Source organism: Fluviicola chungangensis, assembly GCF_007558725.1.
GTDB classification, from domain to species: domain Bacteria; phylum Bacteroidota; class Bacteroidia; order Flavobacteriales_D; family Crocinitomicaceae; genus Fluviicola; species Fluviicola chungangensis.
In genome coordinates this window covers 228393-250083 of sequence record NZ_VLPL01000001.1, presented here as the reverse complement: position 1 = coordinate 250083, position 21691 = coordinate 228393, and the positions used below count along the sequence as shown (strand labels likewise).

Here is a 21691-nt window from a genome sequence, read left to right as displayed (position 1 = left end):
CTGCTTCTTTTTAATTCTTCACAATTTTCACCTGAAAGTATTGAACATCTGTGTGAATAATTAAATAATATGTACCGTTTTCCAATTCTGAAATGGAAATTTCGTGTTTGCTGTCCGCAACCGACTTCACCATTCTTCCCTGAACATCAACCACTTGAATATCCGTTAACGGAACTGAAGCATCTATTGTCAGCTTATCCCGGGTCGGATTCGGATAAACATGAATTTGATTGGTCAACTCATCAATTCCTAACGAAGGATTGTAAGGTTGTGAAAAAACTTCACATCCATCGGTGCTGGTTCGTGAAACAGTAAAAAACGAAGAAGATGGTAAAGTAATCGTGTAACTGGTTCCGGTAGCTCCAGGAATGGCAACTCCATTCTCATACCACTGCAAATTAGGATACGGATCGGTAGAAAGTAAAGTACCGCTAACATAAATTACCGGAGCCGGTGGGGCAGAGTACGCAACAACAGTCAAGGTATCCGAATAGGAAACGCACCCGTTTTGGTCGTACGCCGCAAAATAAACATCCCCGGAAGCAGTTAACGCGGAATTCCATGTAGTATCGCCGTTCATCCATTGAATAGAATACCCGGGAATAGAGGCGGTTGAAATAGCACTGTCTCCCGGACAAAAAGGTGAATCAGCTGTAAGCGTATTAGTAAAATTGGATTGCAGCATCAGGTTCAGTGCGTGGATTTTACCGTAACCATACGCATTATTCGGAACAGTTCCCGTGAACATATCCGTAAAAGCAGTAGAATGCACCGCATCCAGGAAGCTTTGATAATTTCCCTCGGAACATTTTTCCAGGTAAAGCGCCGCAATTCCGGCAACAACAGGTGAGGCCATTGAAGTTCCCCCGTTCCGGACATGCAACCCGTCATTGGATATCGCTGAATTAAATCCGGGATCGTTCAATAACCAAAACGGACCTGCACTCAAAGAAATATCCCCGCAAGCAACTACGTCCGGTTTGATATGTCCAGTTCTGGTAGGCCCTTTTGATGAAGCAGGTGTTAACTGTCCTACCGCTGTGTAATTCGGAGGATTGGGCAAATAAGTATTTCCGTTGTTGTCAATATGGCTCCATCGGTTCCGTATGTTTCCAACTGTCACGACCTTCGGGGAACAGTTCCAGGATGAAACGATCGTCTGCAAAGTATCCGGCATATTGTAATATTGAATATTCGGGTAAACACCTGCTGAAGGAAGCCCGGTCGATAGCATGTCGTTCAAAGCAATTGCAGCAGAACCGCTCCAGGCATCATAATTACCCAATCCTTTCGTTTTAAAAGCGTACAGGTAAGCGGTAGAATCCACATTGGTAAAATAAAATTCCAAATGCAGATTCGGACCAACAATTTCGGGATAGATCTCCAAAGTAGCAATACGATTCGAACCGTTCCATAAAGTATCTTTAATGGTCGATCCAACCCCTGTATTTGCTGCCCGATAAATCAGTTCCGCACGCTCTTCAAAGCTTCCGGACGACAAATTAGCTGCCCAGGAATAACTCCATCCTGCATCCGAAAGATCTGTCCACAAGTCCAAATAAACGGTATTCGGTCCCAACTGGCTTCCCGGATTCGGTTGTACCCAAACAAATGATGTATCCGCATTCACCTCACCATGAACATGGTATTTCCCCCAGGAACCGGAATTTCCGGCAGCGCACACGATGATCCGTCCGTTTTTTTCATCCAGTAAATTATCCATTAAAACCGCCGCAGGATCTGTTGCATCGTGGCTTCCCAAATACGTTCCGACCGATAAGTTAACAACTGCAGGAAGTCCCAATTCATCGGCTTTCTTAAAAACAAAGTCACAGGCATCGGCGACAGTCATCGTCCAGTTCGGTAAATTAAAATTGGTTTCGATAATGATAATTTTAGCTTCGGGAGCCATTCCTGTTTCCTGTCCGTTAGCCAATCCGTTTGAAACGCCTGCACCTGCAACAGAAGTTCCGTGCGCAGAAGATTCTTCCATACTTCCGCATGTACCTCCCTGGATATCCGCGGCAGTCCATAACTGACCGTAACCATAGGGCTGTGGTGTATTGGCAGCAACCGGAAGTGTGTGATCCCAATAATAAAGAACACGGGTATTTCCATTGGCATCCTTAAAGTCCGGATGGTTGTAATCCAATCCCTGATCGACAAAAGCAACAATGACATCCTTTCCCTTAAACGGTGTTTGTAATCCGCCCAATCCCTGATGAACCGGCTTCACGAAATGCTTTACCAGGGTAGAATCGTTTAATGCTTTTGGCATCGAAAACTCCAGGTAAAAGGATTTGATCCGTTTGGAATCCATAGCTTCTTTGATCCAGCTTGGTTTTGCCTGAATATAGATCCATTCACGCGTCACCTGTTTCACCGAAATTTGTTTATCAGCCAATAAGGCATCCAAATTCCCTGAATTAGCCACTGCAAAAGCTGCAGGAATACCCGGTTGCTCTGCCAATAATTTCCTGAACCGGAAATTATCCGTTTGTGCAAAGCCCGATAGTGAATTAATTAAAATTAATCCTGCTATAAATAATATTTTATTTATTTTCACCGCTTGTTGTAGTAGTTTTCCTATGAACATCTTTTTTAACCTTTAATATAGAATACTCGCAATATCTTTCTGCAAATTAAGATATTTGTTTAAAAGGAATTGTATTCCCGTCAAAAAAAAGAATTATATAGTCATGAAGAAAAGAATTCTCACACTGTCATTTGCCCTTTTTTCTGTAGGCGTAATGAACTTTATTTATGGTCAGAAAACAGAAGAAATCAAAAACTGGTATAATGGCCCAACTCCCGGGATGAATACTGAAAAAGCGTATTCTTCGTTGAAGAAGCAGCAATCTACAACCGTTATTGTAGCAGTGATCGATTCAGGAATTGATATTGAGCACAAGGACCTGCAAGGGAAGATCTGGACAAATGAAGATGAAATTCCGAACAACGGAATTGATGATGATAAAAACGGGTATATAGATGATGTACATGGATGGAATTTCCTGGGGAACCCGAATGGACAGAATCAGGATTATGCTCGCTTGGAGAAAACACGCATCTGTGCGGAATTGCATGCAAAATTCAAAGACAGAGATGAGTCGGGTATTACAGCCGCAGAACAGGCAGATTATGCAAAATACAAAGAACTTCTGAAATCCATCGAAGCTGAACGCCAGGAAAATCTGGGTGCTTTGGAACAATACACCCAATTGCAGCAAATGTTCCCGATGCTTAAAGCAAAATTGGTGGAAAAACTGGGTGAGAACTTCACGGAAAAAGACGTAGATGCGTGGAAAGCAGAATCACCGCAAGATCTGCAATTAAAGCAAATCGGAAAATACATTGCAAATGGTCAGCTTTCTGAAGACGCTATTAAAGAAGGGCTTCAGCATTTGAATGCAAGTGCAAATTACCAGTTGAACATGGATTACAACGACCGCCAGTTCATTGGGGATGATCCGGATGATTTCAATGATGTACGTTACGGAAACAATGATGTGGAAGGACCGGATGCATTGCACGGGACACATGTCGGCGGTATCATCGGAGCTACAAGACACAATGAATTGGGGGGTGACGGAGTCGCTGAAAACATTCGTTTGATGTCTGTACGTGCAGTACCTGACGGAGACGAGCAGGATAAAGATGTTGCTTTGGCAATCCGGTATGCTGTAGACAACGGAGCTTCTGTGATCAATATGTCTTTCGGTAAGGCTTATTCCAAACATCAGAAAGAAGTATATGACGCCATGGCTTATGCCGACTCCAAAGGAGTTTTATTGGTTCATGCAGCAGGAAACGACGGAGTAAACTTAGATGAAAACCCGAATTTCCCTACGAATGAATATTCATTCCAATCCAAACCGCTGGATATGTACGTGTGTGTTGGAGCCTCAACCAGGGATAAAAAACACCTGGCTGCCGATTTCTCTAATTACAGTTCCCGCCAGGTAAATATCTTTGCTCCGGGATTTGAGATCTACAATACCATTCCTCAAAGTGATTACAAGATTCTTCAGGGAACTTCCATGGCCGCTCCGATGGTGTCAGGTGTTGCAGCTTTGTTGAAATCTTATTTCCCTTCATTATCTATGAAAGAAATTAAAGATATCATGCTGGCTTCCGCAAAACAATACAAAGGAACTATGATCCCTTCTCCGGGAACAGGTTCATCTGTAGACTTCGGTACACTTTCTACGACCGGTGGAGTAATTGATATCTCGGCTGCAGTAAAAATGTGCCAGGCAAAAGTTAAAAAGTAATTGATTACACCTTTTATTGTAATGCCGTCTAAGCGTTTGTTTGGACGGTATTTTTTTTATCGCGTATGAGAACATTCAAATTTATTCCGATCCTGTTCATCGGATTTTACTTCATTACCGGATTCACGAATCCGAAGCCCAGCGAAACAGAACAAATCGACCAATTAATCGATAACTGGCACAAAGCAGCTTCCGAAGCGAATTACGCCAATTACTTCGCTTTCATGAGCGATCATTTCATTTTCTTGGGGACAGATCCGTCAGAACGCTGGAACAAAGAGGAGTTCGGGGCATTTTGTAAACCTTATTTTGACCAGGGAAAAGGATGGGACTTCCGAAAAATTGAACGGCACATCGAAATTTCCAAAGACGGAAAAGTGGCTTGGTTTGATGAAAAAATCAATACATGGATGAAGGATTGCAGGGGAAGTGGTGTATTGGTGAAAGTGGGAAAAAACTGGAAATTAAGTCAGTACAATTTGGCAGTTCTGATTGAAAACGACAAAATCCAGGAATTCATTCGTTTACGCGAATAAGGATCAACGGACCGAATAACGTTCGTGAAAATAATTCTCACTTACGAAAAAAAGCTCACCCGAAGCATTAACTTTTTTTAGCTCCAATAAAACAAATCCTTGTATGGTTTTTGGTAACTTAAAGAAAACCAAAGTCATGAAACGATTAGTTTATTTGGGGTTGATCATGTTGGCGGGTTCAACATTCAACACATTCGCTCAAGAAAGTGACAGTACCGGTATGCCGGGAGATAATTTCGATTTACAGGGAGCACTGAACCTCTTTAAGGAATCTAAAAACCTGGAAGACTTTGAAAAGAAACTAAATTCGGAGTCCAGCAAGGTGAACAACCTGGATTTGAACGGGGACAACAAGATCGATTATATCCGTGTAATTGATAAAAAAGACGGCGATAATCACGCTATTTTACTCCAGGTACCGATCAATAAAAAAGAAAACCAGGATATTGCTGCAATAGGCATCGAGAAACGCTCCGATAAAGAAGCTCAACTTCAAATAATCGGGAATGAAACCATTTATGGGGAAGAAACAATCATGGAACCGGTTGATGAAAAAGCGATTAAAAAATCGACTGGTCCGGCTAGTCTTGTCTCATCACCAACAGTTCTTGTATTTGTAAATGTTTGGTACTGGCCTTGTGTACAGTACATATACGATCCGTTTTATGACCCGTGGTATTCTCCTTATTACTGGGATTATTATCCTTCGTGGTGGTATCCCTGGAGACCGGTTTATTATGTTGTTTATTATCAGCGTATGTCGCCTTATCATGGTTGGTGTCATTATACTCCTTATTACCAGGTACCTCACGCACATGCCATTTATGTTACGAATCACTCCAACAGCAACACGGTGCGCAAACGATACGAGACGCAACGCTCAGCTTACAAAGGAAGATCGAGTTACAACAACCAGTCTGCAAACGGTTCTAAGGGTCGGATTGAGACAACCACTCCTCAAACGGTCAAAGGAAGAACAGACGGCACAAAAAATGAACCTGCCCGCCCGATAACAGGTCCGGACCGGAAAGCAGTGAAGAGGGAAGTTCCCCGACCGGTCCGCGAAAATGGGGGGACAATTCGAGATAACCATGGAAACACGCGAACCGTTGAGCCGGCGAGAAGGAATCCTACAACTCCACGGCCAGTAGAAAGACCACAACGGGTTACTCCACAGCCACGACCTGTTGAGAGACCGCAACGTGTAACCCCACAACCGCAAAGGCAAACACAGCCTGTACGTCGGGCTCCTGTCAACAGACCGGTTATCCGGCCTTCAAATGGCGGGGGAAGAGGACATTGAAAAAACAGTAGAACGAAATAAAACAGCAGGGGCGTCCCGGTTTAACCGAAACGCCCCTGTTATCTTGAAAATTAGTTTGATTTATTTCTTTTTCCGATTCTTTGCCTGTTCCTGCTGAGCTTTTTGAGCATCTTCCAAACGCTGCATGAAACTGGATTTCTTTTTCGGAGCAGCTGTTGCACCTTTCTTGGCAGAATTTGTTTGAGCTTCCGCCATTTTTGCTTTTAGTTTTTCTTCATCTACAAAGAAACGCTTAATAACAAACATCAGGATAATTGTCATCAGGGTTGAGATGAAATAATAATAACTCAAACCTGAAGAATAATTATTGAAGAAGAAGATCATCATGATCGGGAACATGTACATAATGATTTTCATGTTCGGCATTCCGGGTTGTTGTTGCTGCGTCATGTTTGACGAATTCAAATGGGTATACGCCAAAGTAGTCACCGCCATTAAAAGCGTAAACAAGGAAACGTGATTACCATACAACGGAATATATGTTCCGAAATCCCAGATGGAGTCGAATGAAGACAAATCTTCTGCCCAAAGGAATCCGCGTTGTCTTAAATCGAAGGTTGCAGGGAAGAAACGGAAAACCGCCAGGAGAATCGGCATCTGGAACAGCATTGGGACACAGCCCGCCAAAGGGGAAGCTCCCGAGGCCCGATAAAGTGCCATCATATCCATTTGCTTTTTCATCGCATCTTCTTTATTCGGATACTTCGCATTGATTTCATCAATTTGCGGTTTCAGGATCTTCATTTTAGCAGATGAAACGAACATTTTCCATTGAACAGGCATTAAAACCAATTTCAGGATGATCGTTAACAGCAAGATCGCAAGACCGGCGTTTACACCCAAATTCAGGAAGAACGTAAATACAGGTTGAACCGCATACAGGTTAATCCAACGGAAAATTCCCCATCCCAAGTTCAGGATATCGTCGTAATCCTTATCATAAGCAGCCAAAGTATGGTAATCATTCGGCCCGAAATACCAGGAAAAACTTGCTTTACCATCCTTTACCGATTGCATTCCCAAGTTCAAACGTGAACGGTATTTTCGGATATGTGTAAAGAATTGCTTCGATCCAGGTTTGTAATTAGTGGACGTAAACTTAGTCCCTTTTACCTTGAACCCGTTGTCAGCATCCAGAATAGAGGAGAAGTAGCTTTGTTTGTAAGCAACCCATTTCATATCGGTTTCTGCCACTTTATAGCTTTCAGCAACTTCGCTGTTCCAATCCAATTTTCCTTCTGCGGATTCGTAGCAAATGGTAGATACTTTGCGTTGTTCCGAAAGCAAGCGCTCCGAGCGAAGCATTTCCATCTGCCAGTCAAGCATCACCGAATTCGGCAATACCTTTCCGTTCAGGTCTTTCATTTCGATCGTATACCCCAGGTCATATCCTCCTTTCAGGTTGTACGTATAAATAATCGATCCGTCTGCTACATCGTGTTTGAATACGACTTTGTGTTTGGATTTCGAAACAATTTCGAATTCTTTATTCCCCGTCACATATTTTTTACCAGCAATATTGAAGATCAGCTGGTTTGTATGATCCCCGTCCTTAAAGAGATAAAGCGGTGTAATTTTACCGTCTTTTTTTGCAAAATCGACATAGGATTCATATTGTTTCAACCGAACGGCAGAAACAATCCCACCTTTAGTAGAAAGGTCAATGATTAACTTCTCTGATTCCAGCCGAACAATTTCTCCCTTTACCAGCACATTGGAAGGAACTTTTGCTTTAGGTGTAATGATGGTGTCTTTCTTTGTTTTTTCATTAAAATACACCAATCCGCCTTTTTCATCCTTCAGTTGATTTCCGTCTTTGTCTTTTTTGGCTACAAGAACCGGTTTGTTCTTATTTGCTTTCTCTGTTGAATCGGCATCTTTCTTTGCTTGTTCTGCTAATTCTCTTTGCTCTTTCTGCTTAGCTTTAACCTCTTTTTCACTGGGTTGGCTCATGTAAGTGAACACTACCAATAAGGCTCCGATAAGTGTAAGACCAATAACTGTATTCCTATCCATTCGTATTTATTATTTCTATTTTTTGAATTCTATGGCTGCTTTCACAAAAGCAACAAATAAAGGGTGTGGATTATCCACTGTACTCTTGTATTCCGGGTGATACTGTGCTCCAACGAACCAGGGATGTTCCGGAATCTCAACAACTTCAACCAATCCTGTTTCCGGATTCTTTCCGGTTGCAATCATGCCTGCTTTTTCGAAAGCTTCCAAATAATCATTGTTGAATTCGTAACGGTGACGGTGTCTTTCCGTAATGGATTCGGTATTGTAAGCCGATGCAACTTTCGTATTCGGTTTCAACTGACATTTGTAGGCCCCCAAACGCATGGTACCTCCCATATTCGAAATGCTTTTTTGTTCTGCCATCATGGAAATTACCGGGTATTTCGAATCTTCTGCAATTTCTGTCGTATGTGCATCTTCGTACCCAAGAACGTGACGTGCAAATTCAATAACTGCACATTGCATTCCCAAGCAAATTCCAAAGAACGGAACCTTGTTCTCACGAGCGAAACGCACGGCTTCGATCTTTCCACTGATTCCTCTTGAACCGAATCCCGGAGCAACCAGAATCCCGTCTAATCCTTCCAGTTCAGACTGAATATTTTGTTTTGTCAATGATTCCGAATGGATCCATTTTACATTCACACGCGCTTCATTTGCAACACCTCCATGAATAAATGCTTCGGAAATGGATTTGTACGAATCTTTCAATTCCACATACTTACCCACCAAACCTATATTTACTTCCTGGATCGGGTTCTTTAAGCGAGTCAGGAATTCTTTCCATTTTCCTAATTCAGGTGAGTTTTTCGATGGTAATCCCAGTTTTTCCAGCACCACCTTATCCAATTCTTCCGCTTGCATTAACAAAGGAACATCATAGATGGATTCTGCATCACGCGATTCAATCACCGCATTCATACTTACATTACAGAATTTCGCGATTTTCTTACGAATCGTCAGATCCAATTCATGCTCTGTTCTGCAACATAAGATATCCGGTTGAACCCCCAATTCAAGTAATTGCTTTACCGAGTGTTGGGTAGGTTTTGTTTTTAATTCACCGGCAGCGGATAAATAGGGGATCAGTGTTAAGTGAACCACTAAGCAATCGCTTTCAAATTCCCACATCATCTGGCGCACGGCTTCCACAAACGGAAGTGACTCGATATCGCCGACCGTTCCACCGATTTCTGTAATTACAATGTCAAATTTTCCGGTTTTCCCAAGAATCTGGATCCGTTCTTTGATTTCATCCGTGATATGAGGGATGATCTGAACAGTCTTTCCCAAATATTCTCCTTTGCGTTCTTTTTCAATAACACTTTGGTAAATTCTTCCGGTAGTTACATTATTTGCCTGTGAGGTAGGAACGTTCAAAAAACGTTCGTAATGTCCCAAGTCCAGATCCGTTTCAGCACCATCATCTGTAACGAAACATTCGCCATGTTCATACGGGTTCAATGTTCCCGGATCGATATTGATGTAAGGGTCTAATTTTTGGATGGTCGTAGAGTAACCGCGTGCCTGAAGCAATTTCGCCAAAGAAGCTGAGATAATTCCTTTACCCAAGGACGATGTTACCCCCCCGGTTACAAATACGTATTTTGTTGAATTGGACATATATAAAAATTGTAACTACGGGGCGCAAAATTACATCAAATAAATGAATAAACACGAATGTTTGGAATGCTTTTTCAGAAATAAAGGCGAAGGGTGGTTTTATTTATTTGGAAGTAAGGAAAACATCGGTGAACAGTACCGAAACGTGAAAAATCCCGTAGGTACGTGATTAATCGCGTACCTACGGGAAATCTAATATGGCAATCCATCATTCAGGAACGTCGAAAAATAAAATCGGGGTTTCCGGGCTTCTTTCTTTGAGAAAACGTTATTTCCCGACTCATCCAAACGCGGATAATGGGGTGTTCTGCGGACCATTTTCTTTGGAAACAGGACCAAATCGTGACTGAGTTTGTTCTGGAAGATATGCCTGATTTGTTCACTGTCCCATCCAAGGCGAGCTCCGGCTGTCTGAACTCCCACAAAGCGGTGTTTTAATTCGCCGTAAAGTATTCCGTGATTCAATTTGCCGAAAGGCCGGGATGTCAAATCCCGGTAACCATTCGGAGCGCCCGGAATCGCTGTTCTGTCCCAGGTCGTCTCACCTGTTTCCCCTGTCCAGATCATCAAGCCGACACTTGCTTTGTAAAGACTGTCCCGATAAGACACAATCAGACCTCCTGTTCGGAAACGATCTTTTGCCTGACCTCCGAACACATCGTTTTCCATTAAGATATCAATGCGCTGAATTCCCAGGTTCCAAGCCCCGGAACGCTGAGAAGTTCCCAACCGGTCAAGGTACCAATAATGTGCATACCCAATCGAATATTCGGATTTGGACTGATGCAAAGCTCCATCCCAATCCATGTTTACGGAATTTTTTCCTTTTCCGAACATCAGAACTCCTCCTGCACTCAATCGAAGTTCCCCGAAATCGGAACGATTCCCCAGGTTTGTTAAAAAATAACGGGTTGTAATACCGGCATTCAACTGCACAAAATCATTTCCCACATACGAATCGAGTTTGATTCCCAATGAATTTTGATGGGAACCAAAAGTTACCAGTAAAGTTGCCTTTATTCCTGCATTAGGTTTCCAGCGATTTTGGCAAAAAACCACTACCGGCGACAAAAGGAAGAACAGAAACAGGAGACGGTTCATGGAAGACGAATTTACAATTTTCAGACCGAAATCGTCCGTCTTCACGAAATACATCCAATTAACAGGATAAAATGCCGTTTATTTCAAACTCATGTATTTCGCAGGAGAATTCATTTAACTTTGGTTTATGTTTAAAGCAAGAAGGACGTATTGGATGGCGCAGATAGGAGGGTGGGCATTACTTTCCCTGTTGATCTTTTCTGCATCCACCTTCTCCAACCAAAGCATTGACCTGAAAACAATTGTCATTTCGACCAGCTGTTTCTTTGTATTGGGAATCATGCTGACACATTTTATGCGTTATTTTTTCATCGTCATGGGCTGGCTGAATATGCGTTTGACCAACCTGATCCCACGCGTTTTGATCACTTCCATCGTCGTTGCGGCAATTATGTCACTTTTAAACATGATGGTTTCACATCTTGTTTCGAAGACCCCGTTCAAATTCTCGATTGTCGAATTCTCCCTGGACGTTTCAGCAACTTTGATTTTCTTTGTATTGTGGAACAGTGTGTATTTTACATTCCATTTTTTTCAGCGCTCCAGGGAGCAGGAAGTAAGCAACCTTCAATTAACCGCCAGTCACAACGAAATTGAATTGAAAAATCTGCGTTCGCAGCTCAACCCGCACTTTTTGTTCAATTCACTGAATTCTATTCGGGCATTGATTGATATTGAACCTTACCGCGCTCAGGAGAACATTACGAAACTTTCCAATCTATTGAGAAAGTCATTGATTATCGGAAGCGAACAATTGGTTCCTTTGGAAGAAGAGTTGTCTATTGTTCAAGATTACCTGGACCTCGAAAAAGTGCGTTTTGAGGAACGTTTGGAGATCAGACAGGAGCTGGACCCACAAGTCATGCATTTCCTGATTCCACCGTTTATTCTTCAAACATTGGTAGAAAACTCGCTAAAACACGGTATTTCGCAATTGATTGAAGGAGGAACTGTTTGGATCCGCGTAAAAAAGCGGGGCGAATCGATTGTCCTGGAAGTTGAGAACAATGGAAATTTGCGTTCGACACGCAGAGACTCAATAGGGATCGGGATTTCGAACACCCTTCGAAGACTTGAACTTCAATACAAAGGAAAGGCCCATTTTCAATTGAAACAGAACACCCAAAATACGGTTATTGCAATCATAGAAATTAAAGAATCATGAGAACTATTATCATTGACGACGAGAGACTTGCACGTGAAGAGTTAAAAAAACTCTTGAAGGACTATCACGAAATCGAAATCATTGACGAGGCTAAAAATCCGGAAGAAGGAATTGAAAAAATCAAGGCTCTGAAACCGGACTTAATCTTCCTGGATATTCAAATGCCCGGAATGACCGGTTTTGATATGTTGAAGAAGCTGGACGAAATTCCACAAGTTGTATTTGTTACAGCATTTGATGATTTCGCACTAAAGGCTTTCGAAGTCAATGCATTGGATTACGTTTTAAAACCGGTAGATCCCGCGCGTTTAGATGAAACAGTCAAAAAATTGTTGAATAATTCGGAAGCTGATTTCCAATCAACAGCCAAAGCCCCGAAAATTGATCGTTCATCCCGTCCTTTGACTATCTCGGATTCCATTTTTATCAAGGACGGTGAAAAATGCTTTTATGTCTCGCTTGAAAAAGTGCGCATGTTTGAAAGCGACGGAAATTATGTCAAGGTTTACTTTGAAAAAAGCAGGCCTTTGATTCTCAGATCATTAAACAGCCTGGAAGAACGTCTCGAACCACAGCATTTTTTCCGTGCCAATCGAAAATACATCATCAATCTGAACTGGATCCAAAAAGTAGAGAACTGGTTTAACGGAGGGTTACAAGTAGAATTAAAACCGTTAATCATTAAAACTGCTACCGGGGAAGAGATTCGTGAAGGTGAGAAGATAGAGATTTCCAGACGCCAAGCAATCAAGTTTAAGGAATTGTTTTCTATCTAATTGAAAAGATTTAGATAAAATTATAACAGAGAAAGCTTGTTGGGTCATCAAAGCAATGCTTTCTCTCCTTTTCAATTATACCATTTTCAATTTTCAATTAATGTGATTCCATTTTCGTGCAAACTGATTAATCGCTGTTTATAGAGGTTTCCAACTACTTGTTTGAAAACTTTCTTCGACCAGCCGGTACGGTACTGAATTTCCTCCGGATCTGATTTATCTGTTAAATCCAGGAATCCTTCATTGTCGTGAAGCATGGCAAGCAATTTCCGGGAATGCATGTCTATTTTGTCGTAACCCGGTTTTTCAAGAACGATGTCTAACTTACCGTCTTGTCTGACCTTCTTCACATATCCCTTCAGGTTTTCACCCATGCGTACCCTGCGATGCAATTCGTTTTTGAAAATCAATCCCTGAAATTTATTGTTTACCAACACTTTCAATCCCAGATCCGTGAATTCCCAAACCATCAGGTCTACTTGGTCGTTTTCCTGAACTTCGTTCGAAACCGGTTCAATGTACATTCCGATTCGGGACGTACCCACCAAACGCTGAGTCGCTTCATCAATATACATGTAGATGAAATAATGCTTTCCTTCTTCCAAAGGTTTCGGCTGCTCCCGGAAGGGGATAAGCAAGTGTTTCTCAACACCCCATTCTGCAAAAGCACCGTATTGGTTCACTTCCACGATTTTCAGAAAAGCAAATTGATTGACAAGGACTTTCGGAGTGAGTGTTGTAGCAATGATTCTTCCTTCGGAATCCTTGTACAAAAACACTTTTACCATATCATCTACCTGAAAAGACGGATCCACATATTTGGTAGGTAACAACACATCGTTCCCTTCTTCATCTTCCAGATACGCTCCCGGACTCGTAAAACGGTCGAGGCGCAATTCGTTATAAACTCCTAATTCCACGAAACAAAGTTAATTTAAAATTGACAATTGAAAATGTAAAAGGAAATTAAGCCGGAATTCGAAGGAATACTGCGAAATAGTGTAGTTAAAGCTATCCGAACTTAAAAACAGGTATCATGTTTTCGTTATATTACGAATACACATCTTTAATTATCGAAATCACAAACCCTTATCCCGGATTTCTTAGAAGTACAAATTCCCGGACTGTTTCGCGGCAATAATCATACAAGGCAGCTTCAAATCGTTGGTGATCAAAGACTGAGCAAAGTTATCGAATTGAGGAAGTAAGCTCTCTGAGTGATAAGCCAATGCGATCAAATCAATGTTCTTTTCTTTTACATATCCCATTACTTTCTTCGAGTAACTTCCACTTGAAGGAAGGAGGTTTACTTCACATTTCGCACCTTTTTCATCGTATTTATTGCGAATTAACAAAACCCGGTTCTTGGTCTGCTGTGACAAGCCTTCGTCTGTATGTTTTTCCCCGATTACGTGAACCGTTGCATCAAAAATACGCGCCAAATCTCCAGCAGGGCTTACGATCTGAAGGCTTTCCTTCGTTAAATCAATCGGAACGACAATGTTTTTAATCTCTACGTGTTTGGTCTCTTTTTGTACGACAATAAACGGAACATCGCAGCTGGTAATCACCTTCATAGCGAAACTTCCGGTTAATTTTTGGAATCCTTTTGCACCATGCGTCCCCATTAGAATCAGCTGAGCATGTTCCCTGTTTGCTATTTTACTGATATCGGTAAAAATATCGCCGACCGTCACCATGACAAACATTTCAACACTTGGAGAAACAACTTTGGATTTTATAATATCCCATAATTTTGCTTCAACCGCTGCAATTTTGGATTTATTGTCAACCAAATGCAACAACATAATATCCGTCCTAACGTGCGTCCCAAGGAATAAGGCATAGTCCAAAGCAGTGTTTCCAACCTCAGTTAAATCATGCGGGACGATGTACAAATTTCGACTCATAGCGATTATTTTTCACCAAAGTAGGAAAAAAGTCGTTTCGATACCTATATTAATTTTTAACAACTACATGTTGATCAAATATTTCGCCGATCATTTCACCGATTTTAACGAAGATTGGCTAAAGAGTCGGTCGTTGCTGTCTAATTTTATCATTTCTTAAAAATATCCGCATGTTTGGAATTATTCTTTTACTCATTCTTTTAGCCCAGGCTACACTTTCATACGCACTTTTTGAATTTCAAAACCCACTTCTTATTGTTCTGGGAATCATCCAGCTCGTTCTGTTCTTCGGAAGCATGATGATCATGATGCGCGCCATCCGTAACCGGAAAACAACCGATTACAGAAGAGGGTTCAATGCTTTCGGGGTGATGATTGCATCGGGTGTTCCTGCGCTCGGATTCTTTTTGTTCGGGATTATCTACCTCATTACCGGAATTGCTTTTATCGAATACATCGGTTTCGGGGTTACCATTTGCATGTTTTTTGCTATCCTGGCCGGGATCATTTGGGGAAGATGGAACTGGAAAACGCATACCATTGAACTGCCGTTTGAAAATCTCCCGGAAGATTCCGACGGATTGCGGATCGTTCAAATCAGTGACATTCATGTTGGAAGTTTCTTCAATAAATACGGGAAAGTTGAGAAAGCAATTCGTCAAATCAATCAATTGGAAGCCGATTTTGTATTCTTTACCGGAGATTTGGTAAATAATATCGCTGAAGAGATGCTGGGTTGGGAACCAATTTTTTCGCAAATTCAGGCTAAAAAAGGAAAGTACAGCATCCTGGGAAACCACGATTACGGAGATTACGTTCCATGGGAAAGGGAAGAAACCAAGGATGCCAATTTAACCAAACTCATCGCGATACACAAAGAAATCGGTTTTACTCCCTTATTAAATGAAGCTGTGGAACTAAAACCCGGATTTTGGTTACTTGGGGTCGAAAATTGGGGAACCGCACCATTCAGACAAAGCGGAAAATTGGATGAAACGCTTGAAAATGTTCCTTCTGACTCCTTTAAATTGCTGCTTTCTCACGATCCGAGCCATTTTGACGAACAGGTCGTTCAAAAAACCGACATCGACCTGACCTTATCCGGACATACACACGGCATGCAATTCGGGATTGAGCGCTTCGGAATCAAGTGGAGTCCAGTATCTTTTCGCTACAAGAAATGGGCTGGTTTGTACCAGGTCGGAAAACAATTTCTTTACGTAAACCGAGGGTTCGGTTACCTGGGTTTTCCGGGAAGAGTAGGGATCTACCCGGAGATTACATTGATTAAGCTGCGGCGTAGTAATTAATTGCCACCCTCCTTAATACTCCTCACAACTTTCGCACTGACGCTTGTCGTTGTTCGTCTTCACATACTGCGTATGCTCTTCTCAAGGGAGGAAACTGATCGAAACTTCCCCCTTTGAAGGGGAGTTATGTACAATAAACACCCATTTCTATTTTACTCCCACAGATGCACAGATTATGGCTCGGCTACCGCACTCGCTCTATCAACACTTGTTAACATATGAATAATGTACTAAGAGGCGACTGGTAAGGGGAGTTATGTACTTAACACAGGTAACTTATGAAATAGGTTCTTTTTGAAAAATATTCTCCAAGAATCTAAGTGATAATTTCCCACAGATGCGCTGATTATTTGTGGCGCTTACCAGTCGCCACTTAGGCGAGTGCGGTAGCCGAGCAGTTAATCTGTGCATCTGTGGGAAAGATAAAGAGTGCCTGCTGGCAGGCACTGAAATGCTGAAACACCTAGGATATTTTGGCACTACCTGTTTAAAGTACATAATTCCCACTGGTAAGCGCCTCCAAACATCTGTGCATCTGTGGGAAACCCATGTTACACCAAGTATAACTGCGGGTGGTTATGTTTGAAGTAGGTTTGGGTGCGTTTAATACATAAATCCCCTTTGAAGGGGGGATCGAGGGGGATGGCATTGAAGACATTACTCAAACTCCGCTTTCAGCTTGTGGATCTGCAATTCTACTTCGCTCACGATTTCTTCTGCTGTTGTTCCTTTTGGGAATACCGGTGATCCGATATACATATAACTGTCAAACGGCACCGGAACAGGATCTCCTTTAGGCAGAATTTTACCTAATCCTTTCATATAAATGGGAATGAAAGGAATATCCGGGCATTGTTCCATTACCAATCCTACACCTCGTTTGAATTTCTGGAACTTTTCCGGCTCACCTCTTGATCCTTCGGGGAACAGCAATAAGGATTCTCCTTTCTGTAACACCTCAATCATCATTTGGATCGGATCCGGACCGGTTTCACCTTCTTTAGGGCGGGAACGCGGAATGAGAATAGCATTGACAAAAAACCGTGTCAACGCGGCTTTAAAAGGTGATTTTCCAAAGTAATCTCCCGCAGCAATCGGATGGGTTTTAGTCAATTGCCTCAAGGGCAGATGCGACATAATCGAAATGGTATCCAAATGGGAATTATGGTTCCCAACTATAATGCAAGGACCGGTGTAAACCAAATTTTCCTTATGAATTAGCTTCGTCCCCGAAAAAAGCCGGAGTACAGTCCGCATGATCACGGAATAAACGATAAATAGCGTAACTTTTTTCACTTCAGGTAATACAAATTATAGACAATATGAAAAAACACGGGAGCCGTCAAGGCTAAAGAATCGATCCTGTCCAAAATACCTCCGTGTCCCGGAATGGTATTCCCTGTATCTTTCATCCCGATATCACGCTTAACCGCGGAAACAACCACGTCACCGATGAATCCGGTAACAGCTACCGACAAACAGATTAAAATGGCTTCCATTCCTGAAAACGGTGTCAAAAATCGCAGGAAATACCCGACAACAGTAGTTGTTATGATTCCACCGATGAATCCTTCCCAGGTTTTGTTCGGGCTGATCTTTGGAATGATCTTGTAACGGCCAAACATTTTTCCCCAGGTAAATTGAAAAACATCGTTCATTTCGGTGATAAAGACCACAAACAACAGCAACCCACGACCACCTGCTTTGAATCCCTGCAATTCCGGTAAACTCAGCAGGAAAGCCAAATGGCTCACTCCAAAAACTGTCAGCATCAGCTGCATTGGGAGCACTGACATGGAGCGACCGATATTTTCCGTTACACCGCGTAAAACAAGCATAAACGGAATCCACAAATGCATGAAGATCGGAATGAACGTCAGGAACAAACCGTATTGTTTGTAATAAGCGAATAAATATTGGACCGGGATTGCCAGATAGCACCAAATGAGGATCTTCCGGTCTTCCTCCCTTACATTTTTACTGATAGAGGCAATTTCCCGAAGTGCCATAAACGAAAGCGCTCCGATCGCCACAAAAGAAATAGCAGGATCCAAAACAGTCGCCACTACAAAGATCGTTGCCATCATCCACCAGGATTTCGTGCGCATTTTTAATTCTGCAATATTCGCATTGGGTTTTACTAATCCCATAATCCAGAACAGGAGCGTGGCAAAAACCAGAATACCAAAGATCAAACCGATTACGATCAATGTTTCTTTATTCTCAACGAAGGCGATTAAATCAAATTTTAAAATCATGGAAGTGTCTTTTTAATTCGAACGGCTGTACTTATAAGCAACAACAAACTACCTGCACCGAAAATATAATTCAATGCTGTTTTTATTTCAGGGAAGAAATAGAGCAGGAGGAGTGTTAATCCGACCAACAAAGCCCGGTCGCTTTTTCCCATCGGACCGTCGTAACGACGCTCGCCATTTATTGCCTTTGCCAAAACTCCCGTAAATTCATTCACGACTCCCAGGATCACAAATCCAAACAAAACCAAAGGATGTAATCCGGGAAGCAATACCAATGGCAGAAACATTGCGATATCAGCCAGGATATCTCCCAATTCGTTCAGTAATTCTCCTTTTTTGCTCTGCATGTTGTATTCGCGTGCCATCATGCCATCCAAAGCGTTTAGAGCCATTCTTACCAGTAATGAAGCAGGCAGAACAATCAGCATAAACCCGGATGGTTTCCAATAGAACAATCCACCTACAACAAAAGAAAGGACAATTGCCGACCAGGTAATTCCGTTGGCAGTAACACCCATTTTGTATAAATTGGTTAGTACCGGACGCAGAAGCTGCTGGAATTTGGGCTTTATGTTGTAGATCGAGATCATGCGCTAATTCTTTGTTAAAGGATCATGGTCCGGAGCAATCCGGTTTACCTTCGTTCCAAAATTGCCGGTTTTGATAAAATTCAACACTTCAGTACCGACTTTTTCGATGTTTGTATACATTTCATCGTGGTTTACCGGAGCATAGAAGTAATCGGAGTATTCCTGGCCCAGGGAATCCACAGACCACTTGACCGGGCCCAGGGAACTTGCTGTTTTTTGATGCCTCAGGATTAATTTCGTCGGAACTGTTTCAATAAGCAATCCGATTTTTCCTTTAAAATTTGTTATCGGCGGATAAGGAGTGGTTGCCAGTTCGTGATTGACATCGCCAATTACCAATTGAGCAATGAATTTACTGTCTTTCATCAAGACATAAGGTGCACGCTCCTGCAAGGGGCTTCTATCGTAAACAACTGTTTCAATGTTTGTTAAATTCATTCTTTGAAACCAACGGTTAAATGTCCAGCTACCGATGATATAACAGAAAAAATGGACTTTTTTGTAGGAATTCAGGTCGTGATCTTCGGAAAAACGCTCCAATTTATCAACACCTTTATCAATGCCTTTTCGATAGATGTAAGATGGCTGATAAATATCGTATCCCTTGTGTTTGAAATATTGAGCTATTTTACGTTCATTATGTACTTTGGATCCCAATCCTGCTAGAATAACAATTGCTTCACGCTCACTTTTAGGCTGTGATCCGGATTGCAGGTAAATAATGTCTCTTCCAAAAGAAAACACGCTCATAAGTAAACAGGTTATGACCAGGCAAAAAGGTTTCATTGGACGAATATATCTATTTCAACGAAACTCCATTCTATTGAGAACGAAATTAACGCATTTTAATAAAATAAAAAGGGCGTTCCACATAAGTGGAACGCCCAAGTCGCACCTAACAGATTTATAATCAATGAGAAATAACCATTCTTCCTGATACAGGAAGGTTGTTTTCTGCGTTGATCCGATAAGTATATGTTCCGTTTGACCAATGATTTACAGGAATCTCCAAAAGATTCATTTCCCCCGGAAGATCAGCACTGTAAATGATTTTGCCGCTTAAATCTGCAATTGAAACATTCTTCGAAACACCGTTTAGACCGTCTGAAAACTGAATTTGAACGAATTCTGAAGCCGGATTAGGGAAAACACTCAACATCAGTTGATCGGAAGTTTCGATGCCTGCCGCAGAAGAGATAACAAAACAACTATCTATTATACAACTGTTTGCATCTGAAATATCCACACAATAGGTTCCCGGAACTGCTGTGATTTGGCTCAAAGTCGTATTATTTGCCCATTCGTATGCGTAAGGAGCATTTCCACCGCTAACAGTTAAACTGATTGTTCCGTTGCAGGAAGCACACGTGGCATTTGTAATGACCGCAGCAACCATTATTGAGGAAGGCTCAGAAACTGTGTAAGTATCGCTATAATGACAGTTGTTCGCATCAGAAATAAAAAGATTATAGTTTCCAGCCGTAAGACCCGAAGCTGTCAGACCGGTTTGATTGATTCCATTTCCGGTCCAGGAAATCGTATACGGAGCAGTTGCACCGGTTACAGCAACAGTGATTTCTCCTTCATTTCCGGAATGACAAAGCGCATTTGTAATGGACTCAACGATACTAAATGCCGGAACTGAAACCACCTGGAAGGAAGAATCCGCCGAACAGCCAATTGCATCCGTTACCAAAACATCCACATTTCCGGCTGAAAGGTCAGTAACGTCTTCTGTCGTTTGTCCGCCTGACCAATTGTATTGAAGCGTTCCCGACCCACCGGAAATAGTCAGATCAATTGCTCCAAGGCTGTCAGGACAATCAGGTTGAAGGATTGAAGCACTTAAACTGATCCCCGGATTCACAAGCAGATTCGTTGTGTCCAGGCCATTTACCGGAGGATTACTCGATCTTACACGTAAGCGATAAGAGGCATTTAAAGTTCCGGCAGGAATGAATCCGTAAATCGTACCGCCATTCAACTGACTGTTCAATGAGCCAATTGTTACAGGTGCAGCAAATGAGCCCGCTGCATCTGATAACTCAAGTGAATAAGTATTACCGGGATTAAATGTCCCAACAGCATTAAACGTTATCTCTACACTGTCACCTTTAATAGCTGAAACACACAGTGCATTTGTTGTTTGCACAACCGGGGCCTCAATCGTATTAATTGGCGCTGTGAGCGAGCTGCCGTAAATTTCCGTGCCATTGACGATTCTCATTTTCCCCAATGAACTGCTGGCATGCCATGCTACCAAGCGGAAAACAATGCTGTCAGAAGCCGAAACCATTAACGGTGAAGCAGGAGTAATTGTAATAGAAGTAGTAGGGGCGGTTGTGGGATTTAAAATTGTATAAGTATTTGGAGCAACAGGCACAAATGCGTAGCCGGTAGCGGGAGATTTATATTGAAGGATGCATGAATCGGGACCTGCACCTGTTCTTCCAAGGATCAACAAAAGACTGTCGACCTGGAACGAAGTTGTTGAATTTGCTATGACCGAGAATGCGAAATAGCGATTCGCCGCAATTGCATCTGCAGCAGAAGTATTCTGCCATTGACCGGAATTAATCCCGTCCGCAGAAGTGGAAAACTGGTTTCCTGAACCTCTTCGGGGCTGATCGAAAGTAACCCCGGATCCAGCCGGAAGGTTTGCAAAATAATTATCCGGAGTGGTTAGCCATCCCGAATAAATTGTCGGATTGAAAGGTGTTTGCGCTTTTGCGGTATTTAATCCCAGGCTAAAAGCAGCTGCTAAAATAAGTACTGATTTTTTTTTCATGTTTACGTTATAAATGT

General features: G+C 42.1%; 17 protein-coding genes. 6 read left to right on the top strand and 11 right to left on the bottom strand.

Annotated elements, in window-relative coordinates; genetic code table 11:
- Positions 1 to 10: 10 nt before the first annotated feature.
- Entirely contained in the window at positions 11 to 2566 is a 2556-nt protein-coding gene (locus tag FO442_RS01175) for a S8/S53 family peptidase (protein ID WP_186279817.1), read from the bottom strand.
- 133 nt (positions 2567 to 2699) lie between these two features.
- Here FO442_RS01175 and FO442_RS01170 point away from each other — a divergent pair, with 133 nt between their 5' ends.
- From FO442_RS01170 to FO442_RS01160, 3 genes are all read left to right on the top strand, one after another.
- The gene (locus tag FO442_RS01170; protein WP_144331304.1) at positions 2700 to 4274 is read left to right on the top strand and encodes a S8 family peptidase; all 1575 of its coding nucleotides are present in this window, start codon (positions 2700 to 2702) and stop codon (positions 4272 to 4274) included.
- Positions 4275 to 4339: 65 nt separating this feature from the next.
- Positions 4340 to 4810 (top strand): nuclear transport factor 2 family protein, encoded by a 471-nt coding sequence (locus tag FO442_RS01165; RefSeq protein WP_144331303.1) that lies wholly within the window; start codon positions 4340 to 4342, stop codon positions 4808 to 4810.
- A gap of 136 nt (positions 4811 to 4946) precedes the next feature.
- Complete coding sequence (locus tag FO442_RS01160) at positions 4947 to 6113, top strand: hypothetical protein (protein WP_144331302.1); 1167 nt, start codon at positions 4947 to 4949, stop codon at positions 6111 to 6113.
- An 81-nt stretch (positions 6114 to 6194) separates the two neighbouring features.
- Here FO442_RS01160 and yidC read toward each other — a convergent pair whose 3' ends face one another.
- From yidC to FO442_RS01145, 3 genes are all read right to left on the bottom strand, one after another.
- Positions 6195 to 8150 (bottom strand): membrane protein insertase YidC, encoded by a 1956-nt coding sequence (gene yidC / locus FO442_RS01155; protein ID WP_144331301.1) that lies wholly within the window; start codon positions 8148 to 8150, stop codon positions 6195 to 6197.
- Between the two features lie 15 nt (positions 8151 to 8165).
- Positions 8166 to 9776, bottom strand: coding sequence for a CTP synthase (locus FO442_RS01150; RefSeq protein ID WP_144331300.1), 1611 nt, complete (start codon positions 9774 to 9776; stop codon positions 8166 to 8168).
- A gap of 192 nt (positions 9777 to 9968) precedes the next feature.
- Entirely contained in the window at positions 9969 to 10877 is a 909-nt protein-coding gene (locus FO442_RS01145) for a polymorphic toxin type 23 domain-containing protein (RefSeq protein WP_186279815.1), read from the bottom strand.
- A 127-nt stretch (positions 10878 to 11004) separates the two neighbouring features.
- On the opposite strand from FO442_RS01145, the gene FO442_RS01140 reads away from it, so the two are divergent.
- Positions 11005 to 12042, top strand: coding sequence for a sensor histidine kinase (locus FO442_RS01140; RefSeq protein ID WP_144331298.1), 1038 nt, complete (start codon positions 11005 to 11007; stop codon positions 12040 to 12042).
- Positions 12039 to 12818: a LytR/AlgR family response regulator transcription factor gene (locus FO442_RS01135; protein WP_144331297.1), complete on the top strand. Its 780-nt coding sequence runs from the start codon at positions 12039 to 12041 to the stop codon at positions 12816 to 12818. The genes FO442_RS01140 and FO442_RS01135 overlap by 4 nt, the downstream gene beginning before the upstream one ends.
- An 86-nt stretch (positions 12819 to 12904) precedes the next feature.
- On the opposite strand, the gene FO442_RS01130 is transcribed toward FO442_RS01135, so the two are convergent.
- Together FO442_RS01130 and FO442_RS01125 are read right to left on the bottom strand one after the other, a co-directional pair.
- Positions 12905 to 13738 (bottom strand): CvfB family protein, encoded by an 834-nt coding sequence (locus FO442_RS01130; protein ID WP_144331296.1) that lies wholly within the window; start codon positions 13736 to 13738, stop codon positions 12905 to 12907.
- Between the two features lie 183 nt (positions 13739 to 13921).
- Positions 13922 to 14728 (bottom strand): universal stress protein, encoded by an 807-nt coding sequence (locus tag FO442_RS01125; protein WP_144331295.1) that lies wholly within the window; start codon positions 14726 to 14728, stop codon positions 13922 to 13924.
- A gap of 170 nt (positions 14729 to 14898) precedes the next feature.
- Between FO442_RS01125 and FO442_RS01120 the strand changes: the two genes are divergently transcribed.
- Positions 14899 to 16038: a metallophosphoesterase gene (locus FO442_RS01120; RefSeq protein ID WP_144331294.1), complete on the top strand. Its 1140-nt coding sequence runs from the start codon at positions 14899 to 14901 to the stop codon at positions 16036 to 16038.
- A 657-nt stretch (positions 16039 to 16695) separates the two neighbouring features.
- On the opposite strand, the gene FO442_RS01115 is transcribed toward FO442_RS01120, so the two are convergent.
- The 5 genes from FO442_RS01115 to FO442_RS01095 all read right to left on the bottom strand — a co-directional run bounded on the left by FO442_RS01115 (position 16696) and on the right by FO442_RS01095 (position 21674).
- Positions 16696 to 17295, bottom strand: a complete 600-nt coding sequence (locus tag FO442_RS01115; protein ID WP_144331293.1) for a lysophospholipid acyltransferase family protein — start codon at positions 17293 to 17295, stop codon at positions 16696 to 16698.
- Positions 17296 to 17330: 35 nt separating this feature from the next.
- The gene (locus tag FO442_RS01110; protein WP_144331292.1) at positions 17331 to 18296 is read right to left on the bottom strand and encodes a phosphatidate cytidylyltransferase; all 966 of its coding nucleotides are present in this window, start codon (positions 18294 to 18296) and stop codon (positions 17331 to 17333) included.
- Positions 18293 to 18886: a CDP-alcohol phosphatidyltransferase family protein gene (locus FO442_RS01105; RefSeq protein WP_144331291.1), complete on the bottom strand. Its 594-nt coding sequence runs from the start codon at positions 18884 to 18886 to the stop codon at positions 18293 to 18295. Before FO442_RS01105 ends, FO442_RS01110 begins: the two co-directional genes overlap by 4 nt.
- Before the next feature lie 3 nt (positions 18887 to 18889).
- Positions 18890 to 19636 (bottom strand): hypothetical protein, encoded by a 747-nt coding sequence (locus FO442_RS01100; protein WP_144331290.1) that lies wholly within the window; start codon positions 19634 to 19636, stop codon positions 18890 to 18892.
- Positions 19637 to 19796: 160 nt separating this feature from the next.
- Positions 19797 to 21674: a T9SS type A sorting domain-containing protein gene (locus FO442_RS01095; RefSeq protein WP_144331289.1), complete on the bottom strand. Its 1878-nt coding sequence runs from the start codon at positions 21672 to 21674 to the stop codon at positions 19797 to 19799.
- Between the last annotated feature and the right edge of the window lie 17 nt (positions 21675 to 21691).

Bases quoted from the DNA above. Each gene is read 5' to 3' on its own strand.
- FO442_RS01125 (WP_144331295.1), bottom strand. From the start codon at position 14,728: ATGAGTCGAAATTTGTACATCGTCCCGCATGATTTAACTGAGGTTGGA.
- FO442_RS01110 (WP_144331292.1), bottom strand. From the start codon at position 18,296: ATGATTTTAAAATTTGATTTAATCGCCTTCGTTGAGAATAAAGAAACA.
- FO442_RS01105 (WP_144331291.1), bottom strand. From the start codon at position 18,886: ATGATCTCGATCTACAACATAAAGCCCAAATTCCAGCAGCTTCTGCGT.
- FO442_RS01165 (WP_144331303.1), top strand. From the start codon at position 4,340: ATGAGAACATTCAAATTTATTCCGATCCTGTTCATCGGATTTTACTTC.
- yidC (WP_144331301.1), bottom strand. From the start codon at position 8,150: ATGGATAGGAATACAGTTATTGGTCTTACACTTATCGGAGCCTTATTG.
- FO442_RS01140 (WP_144331298.1), top strand. From the start codon at position 11,005: ATGTTTAAAGCAAGAAGGACGTATTGGATGGCGCAGATAGGAGGGTGG.
- FO442_RS01170 (WP_144331304.1), top strand. From the start codon at position 2,700: ATGAAGAAAAGAATTCTCACACTGTCATTTGCCCTTTTTTCTGTAGGC.
- FO442_RS01115 (WP_144331293.1), bottom strand. From the start codon at position 17,295: ATGCGGACTGTACTCCGGCTTTTTTCGGGGACGAAGCTAATTCATAAG.
- FO442_RS01095 (WP_144331289.1), bottom strand. From the start codon at position 21,674: ATGAAAAAAAAATCAGTACTTATTTTAGCAGCTGCTTTTAGCCTGGGA.
- FO442_RS01160 (WP_144331302.1), top strand. From the start codon at position 4,947: ATGAAACGATTAGTTTATTTGGGGTTGATCATGTTGGCGGGTTCAACA.
- FO442_RS01150 (WP_144331300.1), bottom strand. From the start codon at position 9,776: ATGTCCAATTCAACAAAATACGTATTTGTAACCGGGGGGGTAACATCG.
- FO442_RS01135 (WP_144331297.1), top strand. From the start codon at position 12,039: ATGAGAACTATTATCATTGACGACGAGAGACTTGCACGTGAAGAGTTA.
- FO442_RS01145 (WP_186279815.1), bottom strand. From the start codon at position 10,877: ATGAACCGTCTCCTGTTTCTGTTCTTCCTTTTGTCGCCGGTAGTGGTT.
- FO442_RS01120 (WP_144331294.1), top strand. From the start codon at position 14,899: ATGTTTGGAATTATTCTTTTACTCATTCTTTTAGCCCAGGCTACACTT.
- FO442_RS01100 (WP_144331290.1), bottom strand. From the start codon at position 19,636: ATGAGCGTGTTTTCTTTTGGAAGAGACATTATTTACCTGCAATCCGGA.